Below are 12,842 nucleotides of genomic sequence, written 5' to 3'. Positions count from 1 at the left end.
CGGTCGCGCGCCTCGAGGACCAGCACCGACTTGCCGGCCGCACGCAGCTTGCGGGCCGCGACGAGTCCGGAGAGGCCTCCGCCGACGACCACGACGTCGACGGACGCCGGCAGCGATCCCCGTGTCGTTGCGGCCTCGCCGGCCGACGCCAGCTTGATTCCTGACGCGGCCATCACACTGCCGATCGTCAGGCCGCGCAGGACCGTGCGCCGGCTGGGCGCAGCGGCAGTGGTGGGGGTGGTGATGTCGTCACTCATGCGATGGACCTGCCTGACTTCTGAGGAGTGGTGGGAGTGTGACGGTCAGTTCGCTGCTTCCAACAGCTCGGTGTGCGTGAACTCGAGTGCCGCGGCCAGGTCGAACGCCCCGTGATCGCTGCCGAGCCCGCCTGCCACGAGGGCGGCCGTGGCGCAGCCGAGGGTCGCCGCGTCGGCATGGCTGCGACCCAGGGACAGGCCGCGCAGGAAGCCTGCCGAGAAGGCGTCACCGCAGCCCGTCGTGTCGACGACCTCGACGGCGAATGCCGGGATCCTGGTCTCCGACGTCGCGTCGACGACGATCACGCCGTCGGCACCGGCGGTCGCAGCGATGCACCCGGCACCGAGCTCGAGCAGCTGGCGGCAACCCTCGACCAGGTCGGTCGTGCCGGTGAAGCCGAGGACCTGCTCTTCGTTGGGCAGCACGTAGTCGAGGTGGGGCAGCGCCGGCGCGATCCAGTCGAGCAGGCCGGGCTCGCCGGGGGCCAGGAAGTCTGCCGACGTGACGACGCCGTGCTCACGCGCGAACGAGAGGATCTTCGCCGCGGCCTCGCCGCCCATGAACTCCGGGCCGCCCAGGTGCAGGTGGGTGGCCGACGCGATGGCGTCCCACGGAGCGTCATCCGGGCCGTACGTGCCATTGGCCCCGACGACGTGGAAGGCGGGACGGGAACCGTCCGGGCGGATCGGCAGGACGCTGGACGACGTCTGCTCACCGTCACGACGTACGAGCATCGAGGTGTCCACCCCGTCGCGCTGCAGCAGCGTCAGCAGGAGGTCGCCGATCGGGTCGGCACCGATCGCGCCGGCACTGTGGACCGTCGCGCCCAGCTTGGCGAGGGTGAGCGCCGTGCCGCCGGCCGAGCCCGCAGCGGTCATCTTGATCTGCTCGACCAGCTGCCCGCCCTGGCCTTCGGGGATCTCCTCGACCGGACGTACGAGGACGTCCAGGACGTGCACGCCCATCGCGATCACGGTCATGTGGTTGTCGGTCATGCGGGGTCCTTCTCATCGGTGACTGGTCGGCTGCTGCCGTATCCGTTCATGACGGCGGCGATCACGTCGGCCTGGGCTTCGGTGTCGAGGACGCGAGGGGTGCCGATCGATGCCGCGCGCCAGTAGATCGTGCATGCCCACTCGAGCAGCAGTGCCAGCTCGGCGGCCTTGGCCAGGTTGTCGGCGTACGTGATCGCGCCGTGGTTGGCCATGAGCGCAGCGGTACGTCCCTCGAGCGCGGCGTGGACGTGGGCGGCGAGCTCGGGCGTCCCGAACGTCGCGTAGGGGGCAACGCGTACATCGCCGCCGAGCAGCAGCATCTGGTAGTGCACGCACGGCAGCAGGTCGACGACACAGCCCACGGCCGTCGCCATCGGCGCGTGGGTGTGCACGACCGCCCCCGCGCCGAAGTCGCGGTAGATCCCGAGGTGCAGCTCCAGCTCGGACGTCGGTGCCAACGAGCCCAGCACGACCTCACCGGACAGGTCGACGACCGACACCTGTTCGGCGGTCATCTGCTCGAATGCCGCACCCGTCGCGGTGATCGCGATGAGGTCGTCGACGCGGGCGCTGACGTTGCCGGCCGTGCCGATGACAAGCCCGTCGGCGGCCAGACGCCGGCATGCTGCCGCGATCTCGCCACGCCGCTCGTCCACCACCGAGGTGCTCTGCATCCGTGTAAGATACATGAAAGAGAATTCACTTTCACTAGTTCTGGTCGGAGATTATTGATGAGCGCTCCCCTGGCGGTCGAACCCGGGTGGCAGTCCCGCCTGCGCAGAGCACCGCAGCAGCCGCGCAGTCAGGCGAAGATCGAGCAGGCCGTCGATGCCGCCGATCGCCTGCTGGCCCGCGCCGGCGCGAACGCCGTGACCACGACCCGGGTCGCGGCCGAGGCCGGCATCGCCGTGGGCACGGTCTACCGCTACTTCCCCGACAAGGAAGCACTGTTCGACGCGCTCGCGGCTCGTTGCCTCGCCAGGTTCGAGTCGCTCATGGATGAGCTCGTCGCGCAGTCGCGCACCGAGAAGTGGTCCGATCCGGTCGGCATGCTGTTCGACGTCTACACCGACCTCTATCGGACGGATGCCGGCCTGCGGGCGATCTGGTTCGGCGGCCTGCTGTCGGAGAATCTCCGCGAGGCCGACCGCGCGCACAAGCGCGTCATGGCCGAGGGCCTGCGCCACATCCTCATCTCCCAGGACATCGCGGGTGACGCGCCCGAGCTCGGCACGGTGTGCCACGCGGCCATGCTGGCCTCGGACGCCATCACGCAGGAGGCGTTCCGCAACAGCGACTCAGGCGATGCTGCCCTGATGTCGGAGGCGAAGACCATGCTCCGCAGCTACGTCGACAGCATCAAGGCACGGTTCGAGCCGGTCTGAGGTCAGTCGCGTCCGAGGACAGCCTCGAGGGTCTCGACGACCAGCCGGTGGTCGTCGAGCTGCGGCAGCCCGGAGACCGCGACGGTGCCGATGCAGCCGGTCCCTCGTACGAGGATCGGGAACGCGCCGCCATGTGCCGCAAAACGCGACACGTCGAGCCGGGAGTCCTCGTCGAACGAGCCGCCGTTGACCCGGAACTCCTCGCCGACGCGCAGCGACGAACGGCCGTAGCGGTCGACGACGGCACTCTTGCGCGCCAGCCACCCGTCGTTGTCGGCCGACGCACCGGGCAGTGCGGCATGGAAGAGCTCCTGGCCGTTGCGCCGGATCGAGATCGCGATCGGCAGCCCGGCAGCGAGGCCGGCCTCGCGCAGCGCGACACCGAGGTCCCACGCCGTCTGCTCGTCGAAGTGGTCGAAGACCAGGCGTGACTCCTGCGCCGCCAGCTCGTCGAGCAGCTCGCGGCCGCTCATGCTGCAGCTCCGGGACGTACCGTCGCACGGCTCTCGGCGCTGATGCGAGCGGCCTCGAGGACGTCCGCCGTCGCGACCGCGTCAGCTGCCTCGACCGGCGGCGGGCCTTCGCCTCGGACCGCCCGGGCGAATGCCGGGTAGTAGGTGTCCCACTCCCCACGCTCGAGCGCGACCGCCGCCGAGCCCTTCGCCGTCAGGACGCGGTCGAGGTCGGACGCGATCTCGGCGCCCCAGGTGGGACTCGAGGACGGGCTTGCACCGGCGACCAGCGCGGCCTCCTGGGTGTCACCGGTCGTGATGACCAGCGAGGCGGCCGAGCCGGTCACCCGGAACCGCGGCCCAGCGGCGTACTGGCTCCAGCTCCCCCACAGGTGCGACACCGCCCCGTTGGTGTGGCGCAGCGCCACGAAGACGTCGTCGTCGAGACCGGTCTCGCGGGTGCGGGACTCCGCGTACACCGACTCCACGGGGCCCAGCAGCACGAGCGCCTGGTCGACGAGGTGCGCGCCGAAGTCGAGCAGGGTGCCACCGCCTGACGCGCCGGGGCCGTTGTCCGGGGCGTACCGCTCGAACCTGGACTCGAACCTGCGCACCTCCCCCAGGGTGCCGTCGTCCACCAGGGCACGCACCGTGAGGAAGTCGGAGTCCCACCGGCGGTTCTGGTACGGGCTCAGCGTCACGCCTCGGGCCGAGGCGAGCTCGACGGAGCGACGTGCCGCGGCCGGATCGAGGGCGAAGGGCTTGTCGCACACCACCGACAGCCCGAGCGCGATCGCCTGGTCGGTGAGCTCCGAATGCGTACCGGCCGGTGTCGAGATGCTCACTGCCTCGGCGCCGGCGGCCGCGAGGGCCTCGAGCGAGTCGAACAGCCCGGCACCCGGATGCTCGGCGGCCACGAGGTCGCGACGTTCGGCGGAGGTCGTGACGACACCGACGAACTCGCACTCCCGCGACGACGAGATCAGCGGCGCGTGGAAGTACCTTCCACCGAAGCCGTAGCCGACCAGTCCGATCTTGACCGGGTCCATGTGATCACTGCTCCCTTGAAGACGTGGACGTTCATGCCCGGGTCAAGTGAAGCAGCACGGTCCCGTGTGACTGCTCAGGGCACGACTCGTGCTGACTCGGCGGACTCCTGCTCGAACAGCCGCAGCATCGCCGCGGCGGCGCTGACGGCGATCGTGGCCGGGTCCTTGCCGTGGAGGTCACCCACTCCGATGGGTGTCACGATTCGCGCGATGCGCTCCGGCTGGTGGCCTTCGTCGGCCAGCTTGCGCTGGAAGCGCGCCCACTTGGCGCTCGAACCGATCAACCCGATCGACGCGAGGTGGGACGCACGGATCGCGGCATCGCACAGGGCGGCATCCTCGGCATGGTCGTGGGTCATGATCAGCACGTGCGAGCCCGGTGGCAGCTCGCCCAGGACCAGCTCGGGAAGAATCGGGTGGTGATGGACGTGCACACGTGCGATGGCGTCGTCGAGCGGCGCCAGCCGACTCGGGCTGAGCTGATCTGGCCGGGAGTCCACGAGGTGCAGGTCCAGGTCGTGGCGGCTGAGGATGCGAGCCAGCTCGAGGCCGACGTGACCCATGCCGAAGATGGCCACGGACGGGACCACGGCGAGCGGCTCGAGCAGCACCGTCACCTCACCGCCGCAACATTGGACGCCGTGCTGCAGCGGGGCCTTGTCCGACAGCGGGACCGTGAGCGTCTGCACGTCGGCCGCGCCTCGCTCGAGGAGGGATCTGGCCGCCGTGATGGCCACCTCCTCGAGGTTGCCGCCACCGATCGAGTCCCACGTACGGTCAGCGGTCACGACCATCTTCGCCCCGGCGGCTCGCGGTGCGTGACCGCGCACCTGCGTCAACGTCACCAGCACGCCGGGAAGGCGCGAGTCACGCAGGTGCTCCACCGCCGTCAGCCAGTTCATGCGTCCAAGTCCTCGAGCTCGTGCTGCGCCCGCTCCGACCGGGGTCGCAGCGGTGGGCCTTCGGGCTGCTCCGGTACGTCACCGGGATATCCCTCGGGCGGCGACGCGTCGCGACCCGCGCGAGCCGCATCGAGGGCCCAGAAGACCGCCTCGGGCGTCGCCGGCGAGGCGAGCGCGACGCTCACGCCGCGCGGTCCGAACGCCGCCGCAGCTTGCCGCAGGGCCTCGCGGACCGAGAACGCCAGCATGAGGGGCGGTTCACCGACCGCCTTGGACCCGTAGACCGCACCGTCCTCGGCGGCGTTCCGCAGCAGGGACACGTTGAACACCTCCGGCATCTCCGAGAAGCTGGGCAGCTTGTAGGTGCTCGCCGCCTGCGTCGCGAGACGCCCGCGACTCTCACCGTCGCCGTCGTCCCAGCGAAGGTCCTCGAGCGTGAGCCAGCCGACGCCCTGGACGAACGCGCCCTCGATCTGGCCGAGGTCGACCAGCGGGGAGAGACTGTCGCCGACGTCATGCACGATGTCGACCCGCCGGGTCCGGTAGGCGCCGGTGAACCCGTCCACCTCGACCTCGGCCGCCGCGACGCCGTACGCGAAGTACTTGAACGGCTCTCCGGTCATGGTCGACGAGTCCCAGTGCAGGCCCGACGTGCGGAAGTAGCCGGCGGCCCACAGCTGGATGCGGTCGAAGTACGCCAGCCGGACGATCTCGTCCCAGGAGACCCCGGCCACCACACCGTCGACGAACCGCACCTCGGCCTCCGGGACGCCGGTGACCTTCGCGGCGACCGGCCGCAGCCGGTCCAGGATCTGCTCGCACGCGTTCTTGATCGCGCCACCGTTGAGGTCGGCCCCCGAGCTCGCCGCCGTTGCCGACGTGTTGGGCACCTTGTCCGTACGCGTCGGCGCGAGGCGCACCTTGGCGAGCGGCACACCCAGCGTGGTCGCGGCCACCTGCAGCATCTTGGTGTGCAGCCCCTGCCCCATCTCGGTTCCGCCGTGGTTGATCAGGACCGAGCCGTCCTTGTAGACGTGGACCAGGGCGCCGGCCTGGTTGAACGCCGTGAAGTTGAACGCGATGCCGAACTTCACCGGCGTGATCGCCAGGCCGCGCTTGACGTGCTCGTGCTCGGCGTTGAACGCCTCGATCGCGGCGGTGCGGGCGGCGAAGTCGCTGTCGGCGCGCACCTGCTCCCAGGTCCTCGACAACCGCTCGGCGTGGCGGACCGGCTGACCGTACGGCGTCGTGTGCCCGTCGCGGTAGAGGTTGCGGCTGCGCAGGTCGGCCGGGTCCAGGCCCAACAGCGGGGCACACCTGCCCAGGATGTCCTCGATCACGAGCATGCCCTGCGGCCCACCGAACCCGCGGAACGCGGTCTGCGAGGTCTTGTGGGTCTTGGCGATGCGACCGTTGGCGCGTACGTGCGGGATCCAGTAGGCATTGTCGACGTGGCAGAGCGCGCGGGCCATGACCGGCTCGGACAGGTCGAGGCTCCACCCGCCGTCGGACGTCAGGGTCACGTCGAGTGCCTGCAGCATCCCGTCGGGGTCGAAGCCGACCCGCCACTGCGCGTGGAAGCCGTGGCGCTTGCCCGACATGGTGATGTCCTGGGTCCGGTTGAGCCGCAGGCGCACCGGCCGGCCGGTCAGGCGGGCGCCGAGGGCGGCGATCGCGGCGAATCCGTGCGGTTGCATCTCCTTGCCGCCGAACCCGCCACCCATGCGCAGGCACTGCACCACGACCTGGTGACTGTGGATCCCGAGCACCTCGGCGACGATCTCCTGGGTCTCCGACGGGTGCTGCGTGCTGCTCTGGACGAAGAGCGAGCCGTCGTCGCCGACCTGCGCCAGGGAGCAGTGCGTCTCGAGGTAGAAGTGCTCCTGTCCGGCGAGCTCGAGCTCGCCGCTGAACACGTGGGCGGACGCGGCGAGTCCCGCCTCGACGTCACCGCGAGTGATCGTCGGCTGTCCGCCCTGGAACGAGCCCTGCTCGATGGCCTCGGCCAGCGTGATCACCGAGGGCAGCGGCTCGTAGTCGACGACCACGGCGGCCGCTCCGAGCCGGGCCGCCTCCAGGGTCTCGGCCAGGACCCAGCAGATCGCATGGCCCCAGAACATGACCTCGGAGGGGAAGAGCGGCTCGTCGCCCTTCACGCCGGCCTCGTTGTGGCCGGGAACGTCCGCGGCCGTCAGGACACGCACGACGCCGGGGACGTCGTACGCCGGAGCGGTCTCCAGCCGCGTGACCAGGGCATGGGCGTGCGGTGCCTGCACGGGCCAGGCATGCAGCACGTTCTTGGTGTGCGGCACGAGGTCGTCGGTGTAGAGCGCCTCCCCCGTGACATGGAGCGCTGCCGCCTCGTGTTCGATCGGGATGCCGACGGTGGCGCCGGGCGGGCGGTCGGAGAGGGCGGTCATACCAGCTCACCCGCCTCGTGGGCCGCGTAGAGCTTGCGCAACGCGGTGCCCAGCATGGCGGCGCGGTAGCGCGCGCTCGCCCGGTGGTCGTCGAGGGGGGTGCCCTCCCCGGCGAGGACCAGCGACGCCGACTCGGCGGTCTCCCGGGTCCACGGCATACCCGCCAACGCAGCCTCGGTCGCGCGCGCCCGGATCGGCGTCGCCGCGACACCGCCGAGGCCGATCCGCGCGGTCGTGACGAGGCCGTCCTCCACGTCGAGCGCGAGGCCGATCGCCACGCTCGAGATGTCGTCGAACCGGCGCTTGGCGATCTTGTGGAACGCGGCGGTACGGGCCACCGGCATCGGGACGCGAACCGATCGGATGATCTCGTCGGGACGCCGTACGCTCCGCCGGTAGCCCGTGAAGTAGTCGGCCAGCGGCACCTCGCGGTCGCCACCCCGGGACGCGAGCACGACGCTCGCATCGAGCGCGAGCAGGACCGGGGGTGCGTCACCGATGGGCGATCCGGTCCCGAGGTTGCCACCGAGCGTCGCGCTGTTGCGGATCAGCCGTGAGGCGAACTGCGGGATCAGCTGATCGAAAATCGGGATCGAACCTCCCAGCATGCGATCGATCTCCGTGAGGCTGAGCGCGGCACCGATCTCGACGGACATCGACCCCACCTCGAGATGGCGCAGCTCGTCGAGGCGATCGATCGCGATCGTGAGGGCCGGCCGGTCGCCGCGCAGGTTGACCTCGACACCGTGGTCCGTCGCACCCGCCACCAGCACCGCTTCCGGGTTCTCGGCGAGCATGTCGAGGGTCTCGGCCAGGCTCGATGGCCGGACCAGCTCGGCACCGCCTCCCGACACGCGTCCCGGTGCCACGCCGGGCGGCGGCAGCTCCCGACGCAGCGCGACGTCATCGTCGGCATCCGGCTCACCCAGCGCGTACGCGGCGTCGCGGATCGGCCGGTAGCCCGTGCAGCGACACAGGTTGCCGCTCAAGGCGTGCAGGTCGAACCCGTTGGGCCCGTGCTCCGGCCCATCGTCCACCCCGGCGCGACGACCGGCGCGGTAGAACTCCGCGGCCATGCTGCACACGAATCCCGGCGTGCAGTAGCCGCACTGCGATCCGCCCCGCAGGGCCATCTCCCGCTGCACCGGGTGCAGGGCCTCCGGTGACCCCAGCCCCTCCGACGTGATGACCTCCTGCCCGATGAGCGTCGCGGCCGGCATCAGGCAGGCGTTCAAGGGGACCCACTCGGTGGGCGTGTCGAGGCCCGGTCGGGCGACCATGATCGAGCACGCGCCGCACTCGCCCTCGGCGCAACCTTCCTTGGCACCCGTCAGGCCTTGGTCGCGCAGCCAGTCGAGGGCCGAGACGTGCGGCGTCGCCGGTTCGAGCGGCAGCACCGTGCCGTTGACGGTGGCGGTGTTCTTCGGCATGGGATCAGGGTCCTAGGTAGGGGTCGGCCGGTCGGCTGTCGACCGGGATCCGCAGTGGGGTTTGAGGATGGGCTCCGTCGCCCGGGCGTCCGCTCGTCCGCGGACGAGGGCGTGCAGCAGCGCGATCAGGACTACGCGGGTCTTGCGCCGTGCGCGACGCGACCGCGGGTCCAGGCCGACTCGTGCGCATACTTGCGGAGGTCCACGAGGAGGGCTCCTTCCGCTCGACCTTTCGGTCAGGTCCGACTTGCGGTCATGCTAAGTCAACCGTGAGTACGAGTCCATAGCAGAAACGAGCCCCACCATGACGCAGTCCCGGATCGCCGTCGGGGACCTCGCGATCGACCCGGTCCTGCACCGCTTCGTCGCCGACGAGGCACTGCCCGGCACGGGTGTCGACGAGCGTCGGTTCTGGCTCGGGGCGGACTCGCTGATCCACCGGCTCATCCCCGAGAATCGCGAGCTCCTGCGGCGCCGGGAGACGCTGCAGAGCGCCATCGACGACTACTGGAGCTCCGGCGCGGTGGACCCCGATGACACCCGCGCCCAGGAGGAGCACCTCCGCGGCATCGGCTACATCGTGGACCAGCCGGAGGGCTTCCACATCTCGACCGACCGCGTCGATCCCGAGATCGCCACGATCGCGGGCCCACAGCTCGTGGTCCCGTTGCTCAACGCGCGGTTCGCCTTGAATGCCGCGAATGCGCGATGGGGCTCGCTGTACGACGCCCTCTACGGGACCGACGCGATCGACACGAGTGGCGAGCTGGCGGTCACGCCGGCGTACAACCCGAGGCGGGGTGAGCAGGTCATCGCTTGGGGCCGGGACTTCCTGGATGCTGCGGTGCCGCTCGCCGAAGGATCCCACCGGGACTCCGTCCGCTACGGGATCGACTCCGACGGCGTGCTGGTCGGCCTGGGTGACGGCCGATCGGTACGCCTGGCGGATCCCGCCGCGTACACCGGACACCGCGGCGTGACGTCTGCGCCTGAGTCGGTGCTGCTCGTGCACCACGGGCTCCACATCGAGATCCGGATCGACCCCGCGCACCCCGTGGGGGCATCCGACCCGGCCGGGGTGAGCGACATCGTGCTGGAGTCGGCCGTGACGACGATCATGGATCTCGAGGACTCGGTGGCCGCGATCGACGCCACCGACAAGGTGCTCGGCTACCGCAACTGGCTGCAGCTCATGCAGGGCACGCTGACCGCGGAGGTGACCAAGGGCGGCAACACGTTCACCCGGTCGCTGAACCCGGACCGGGAGTTCACCACGCTTACCGGTGAGACCTCGACGATCGCCGGCAGGTCGCTGATGCTGGTCCGCAACGTCGGTCACCTGATGACGACCGACGCGATCCTCGATCGCGACGGACGCGAGATTCCCGAGGGCATCCTCGACGCCCTCATGACGGCGCTCTGCGCGATCCACGACCTGAAGGGCAACACCCGGCGCCGCAACTCCGCGACGGGCTCGATCTACATCGTCAAGCCCAAGATGCACGGACCCGACGAGGTCGAGTTCACCGTCCGCCTGTTCGAGGGGGTCGAGGATGTGCTCGGACTGCCGCCCCGCACGCTCAAGGTCGGCATCATGGACGAGGAGCGGCGCACGACGCTCAACCTCGCGGCGTGCATTCGTGCCGCGCGGGAACGGCTCGTGTTCATCAACACCGGGTTCCTCGACCGGACCGGCGACGAGATCCACACGGCGATGGCGGCCGGCCCGATGGTTCGCAAGGCGGACATGAAGTCCCAGCCCTGGATCACGGCGTACGAGAACTCGAACGTCGACATCGGTCTGGCGTGCGGGCTGCGGGGCCGGGCGCAGATCGGCAAGGGCATGTGGGCGGCTCCCGACAGCATGCGCGACATGCTCGCCCAGAAGATCCAGCACCCGGAGGCGGGTGCCTCGTGCGCCTGGGTCCCGTCCCCCACCGCCGCCACCCTGCATGCGACGCACTACCACCGCGTCGACGTCGGAGCCCGTCAGTCCGAGATCTCGCAGCGGAGCCCGGGTTCCCTCGACGCGCTCCTGACGATCCCGCTCGGCGACCCCGCGTCGTGGTCCGACGACGAGATCCAGGCCGAGCTGGACAACAACATCCAAGGCGCGCTCGGCTACATCGTCCGGTGGATCGACGCGGGCATCGGCTGCTCGAAGGTGCCCGACATCCACGGCGTCCAGCTGATGGAGGACCGGGCGACGTGCCGCATCTCCTCACAGCACGTGGCCAACTGGCTGCATCACGGGGTGGTCGACGTCGAGCGGGTGGACGCCACGCTCCGACGTATGGCCGAGGTCGTCGACGCCCAGAACTCCGGCGAGCCGGGCTACGAGCCGATGGCGCCGGGGTTCGACGGGATCGCGTTCCGGACGACCCGGCGGCTGATCCTCGAGGGAACGACCCAGCCGAGCGGCTACACCGAGCCGATCCTCCACGCCGGACGTCGCGCCAGGAAGGCCCTCACCCCTCCAGGAGCCGGCGCAGCCTCAGGCGGTTGATCTTGGCGAGCTCGGCCCGCGCGACGCGGTCCTCGGTCTCCTCGTCGTTGTCCAGACGGGTCATCAGGCGCACGTAGAGCTCCTGCGCGCTCAGGCCGGTCGCGCACACGAGGTAGACCCGACCGAACCGTTGCTCGTACTCCAGGTTGCCTGCCCGCATGAGGCGCGTCAGCGCATCAGTCGCCGAGCTCATGCCGCTCTGCTCGGACGCCGACAGCGCACTGTGACCGGCCTGCGCGCGCTCCCCGATCCTCGGGTGCCCGGCCAGTGCCTCGTCGAAGTCGGCGGAGGACAGGCCGGCGACCGCCTCGTCCGACTGCGCGTAGACGGCCTCGGCGCTCGCGTACGGTCCGCCGTCGACGAGACGCCGCTGCCACTCCTTGCTGGTGCAGACCGTGTCGAGCTCGGCACCGACCCAGCCCGCGCGCGCATTGATGCCGTCGAGCAAGCGCGTCGTGTTCATCCGGAACACAATAGGGTTCCTCGAGGAGGGTGACGACCATGCCTGACGAACACGTACTGGCGGAGCTGCTGACGGCCGTCGCCGCGCGGCTCGGTGACGCGGACGCCCGGCTCGCCGAGCACTACCCCGGGGATCGCGGCGTACGCCAGCCGCTGCACACGGTCTACGTGCCCGCGAACGCGTGCACGTCCGAGGTCATCGACACGTGGTCGCACGATGCGCTGCTCGCCCTGGAGACCCACGGCTCGGACACCCTGCTCGATGCCCTCGACCTGCCGTCGCCGTCCGACGACCTCGTCCCGCGCGTCGTACGCAAGCTCACGGATCAACCGATCGAGGATCTGCGGATCGACTTCGAGGACGGCTACCGTCCCTCGGCCGACGATGACGAGGACGCCGATGCGGCCGCGGCCGTCGCCATCATGCGGGCCGTCTCGCGGCAACCGACGAGTCCGGCCCACATCGGCATCCGCTTCAAGTCGCTCGAGGCCCACACCCGTGAACGCGGCCTGCGCACCCTCGACATCGTGGTCCACGGCCTCGCCGCGACGGGTGGCCTGCCTCGCGGCTTCGTCCTGACCCTGCCGAAGGTGACCTCCGTGGCCCAGGTGGAGGCCATGGTCGAGACGTGTGAGGTGCTCGAGCGCGCGTACGGACTCGACCGGCACACGCTGGTGTTCGAGCTCCAGATCGAGACCCCTCAGAGCATCCTCGGCTCCGACGGACGCGCGACCGTGGCGCCGATGATCCACGCGGCGGCCGGGCGGTGCACCGGCGTCCACTACGGGACGTACGACTACGCCGCCGCGTCGGGCATCGCGCCGGCGTTCCAGAGCATGGAGCACCCGGTCGCCGATCACGCGAAGGCCACGATGCACGTCGCCGTCGCCGGCACGGGCGTCTTCATGTCGGACGGCTCGACCAACGTGCTCCCGGTCGGCGCGACCGCCGAGGTCCGGGCCGCCTGGGCCCTCCATGCCCG

The 12,842-nt window shown here is 70.5% G+C and carries 12 protein-coding genes; 3 read left to right on the top strand and 9 right to left on the bottom strand.

Translation table 11 applies throughout. The features are described from left to right. The 3 genes from V6M46_RS04925 to V6M46_RS04915 all read right to left on the bottom strand — a co-directional run. Nucleotides 1-257 (bottom strand): FAD-dependent oxidoreductase (locus V6M46_RS04925; RefSeq protein WP_332662663.1); only part of this gene is annotated, 257 nt, incomplete at its 3' end. 45 nt (nucleotides 258-302) lie between these two features. Beyond that, nucleotides 303-1,253: a carbohydrate kinase family protein gene (locus V6M46_RS04920; protein WP_332662662.1), complete on the bottom strand. Its 951-nt coding sequence runs from the start codon at nucleotides 1,251-1,253 to the stop codon at nucleotides 303-305. Further along, on the bottom strand, nucleotides 1,250-1,927 hold the full coding sequence (locus V6M46_RS04915; protein WP_332662661.1) for a class II aldolase/adducin family protein: 678 nt from the start codon (nucleotides 1,925-1,927) through the stop codon (nucleotides 1,250-1,252). Before V6M46_RS04915 ends, V6M46_RS04920 begins: the two co-directional genes overlap by 4 nt. A gap of 57 nt (nucleotides 1,928-1,984) precedes the next feature. Here V6M46_RS04915 and V6M46_RS04910 point away from each other — a divergent pair, with 57 nt between their 5' ends. Beyond that, nucleotides 1,985-2,638 (top strand): TetR/AcrR family transcriptional regulator, encoded by a 654-nt coding sequence (locus V6M46_RS04910; RefSeq protein WP_332662660.1) that lies wholly within the window; start codon nucleotides 1,985-1,987, stop codon nucleotides 2,636-2,638. A gap of 2 nt (nucleotides 2,639-2,640) precedes the next feature. On the opposite strand, the gene V6M46_RS04905 is transcribed toward V6M46_RS04910, so the two are convergent. The 5 genes from V6M46_RS04905 to V6M46_RS04885 form a co-directional block, all read right to left on the bottom strand. Next, complete coding sequence (locus V6M46_RS04905) at nucleotides 2,641-3,111, bottom strand: heme-degrading domain-containing protein (protein WP_332662659.1); 471 nt, start codon at nucleotides 3,109-3,111, stop codon at nucleotides 2,641-2,643. Then, nucleotides 3,108-4,139 (bottom strand): Gfo/Idh/MocA family protein, encoded by a 1,032-nt coding sequence (locus tag V6M46_RS04900; RefSeq protein ID WP_332662658.1) that lies wholly within the window; start codon nucleotides 4,137-4,139, stop codon nucleotides 3,108-3,110. Before V6M46_RS04900 ends, V6M46_RS04905 begins: the two co-directional genes overlap by 4 nt. A gap of 74 nt (nucleotides 4,140-4,213) precedes the next feature. After that, on the bottom strand, nucleotides 4,214-5,041 hold the full coding sequence (gene xdhC, locus V6M46_RS04895) for a xanthine dehydrogenase accessory protein XdhC (RefSeq protein WP_332662657.1): 828 nt from the start codon (nucleotides 5,039-5,041) through the stop codon (nucleotides 4,214-4,216). After that, a complete protein-coding gene (gene xdhB, locus V6M46_RS04890; protein ID WP_332662656.1) occupies nucleotides 5,038-7,461 on the bottom strand; it encodes a xanthine dehydrogenase molybdopterin binding subunit in 2,424 nt (807 codons plus the stop codon). Before xdhB ends, xdhC begins: the two co-directional genes overlap by 4 nt. After that, nucleotides 7,458-8,891, bottom strand: a complete 1,434-nt coding sequence (locus tag V6M46_RS04885) for a xanthine dehydrogenase small subunit (RefSeq protein ID WP_332662655.1) — start codon at nucleotides 8,889-8,891, stop codon at nucleotides 7,458-7,460. The genes xdhB and V6M46_RS04885 overlap by 4 nt, the downstream gene beginning before the upstream one ends. 304 nt (nucleotides 8,892-9,195) lie before the next feature. On the opposite strand from V6M46_RS04885, the gene V6M46_RS04880 reads away from it, so the two are divergent. After that, nucleotides 9,196-11,397 (top strand): malate synthase G, encoded by a 2,202-nt coding sequence (locus V6M46_RS04880; protein WP_332662654.1) that lies wholly within the window; start codon nucleotides 9,196-9,198, stop codon nucleotides 11,395-11,397. On the opposite strand, the gene uraD is transcribed toward V6M46_RS04880, so the two are convergent. Then, nucleotides 11,360-11,860, bottom strand: a complete 501-nt coding sequence (gene uraD / locus V6M46_RS04875) for a 2-oxo-4-hydroxy-4-carboxy-5-ureidoimidazoline decarboxylase (protein ID WP_332662653.1) — start codon at nucleotides 11,858-11,860, stop codon at nucleotides 11,360-11,362. The two genes, V6M46_RS04880 and uraD, sit on opposite strands and share 38 nt — an antisense overlap. A 38-nt stretch (nucleotides 11,861-11,898) precedes the next feature. Here uraD and V6M46_RS04870 point away from each other — a divergent pair. Next, a partial coding sequence (locus V6M46_RS04870) for a DUF6986 family protein (protein WP_332662652.1) occupies nucleotides 11,899-12,842 on the top strand: 944 nt, incomplete at its 3' end.

It is taken from the genome of Aeromicrobium sp. (assembly GCF_036676885.1).
GTDB lineage: Bacteria > Actinomycetota > Actinomycetes > Propionibacteriales > Nocardioidaceae > Aeromicrobium.
Note: the sequence above shows the minus strand (reverse complement) of the source record. Positions and strands in the feature narration are given on the sequence as shown.

Excerpts from the sequence above, each read along its gene's own strand:
- V6M46_RS04905 (WP_332662659.1), bottom strand. The coding sequence starts at position 3,111 with ATGAGCGGCCGCGAGCTGCTCGACGAGCTGGCGGCGCAGGAGTCACGC.
- uraD (WP_332662653.1), bottom strand. The coding sequence starts at position 11,860 with ATGAACACGACGCGCTTGCTCGACGGCATCAATGCGCGCGCGGGCTGG.
- xdhB (WP_332662656.1), bottom strand. The coding sequence starts at position 7,461 with ATGACCGCCCTCTCCGACCGCCCGCCCGGCGCCACCGTCGGCATCCCG.
- V6M46_RS04920 (WP_332662662.1), bottom strand. The coding sequence starts at position 1,253 with ATGACCGACAACCACATGACCGTGATCGCGATGGGCGTGCACGTCCTG.
- xdhC (WP_332662657.1), bottom strand. The coding sequence starts at position 5,041 with ATGAACTGGCTGACGGCGGTGGAGCACCTGCGTGACTCGCGCCTTCCC.
- V6M46_RS04880 (WP_332662654.1), top strand. The coding sequence starts at position 9,196 with ATGACGCAGTCCCGGATCGCCGTCGGGGACCTCGCGATCGACCCGGTC.
- V6M46_RS04915 (WP_332662661.1), bottom strand. The coding sequence starts at position 1,927 with ATGCAGAGCACCTCGGTGGTGGACGAGCGGCGTGGCGAGATCGCGGCA.
- V6M46_RS04900 (WP_332662658.1), bottom strand. The coding sequence starts at position 4,139 with ATGGACCCGGTCAAGATCGGACTGGTCGGCTACGGCTTCGGTGGAAGG.
- V6M46_RS04910 (WP_332662660.1), top strand. The coding sequence starts at position 1,985 with ATGAGCGCTCCCCTGGCGGTCGAACCCGGGTGGCAGTCCCGCCTGCGC.
- V6M46_RS04885 (WP_332662655.1), bottom strand. The coding sequence starts at position 8,891 with ATGCCGAAGAACACCGCCACCGTCAACGGCACGGTGCTGCCGCTCGAA.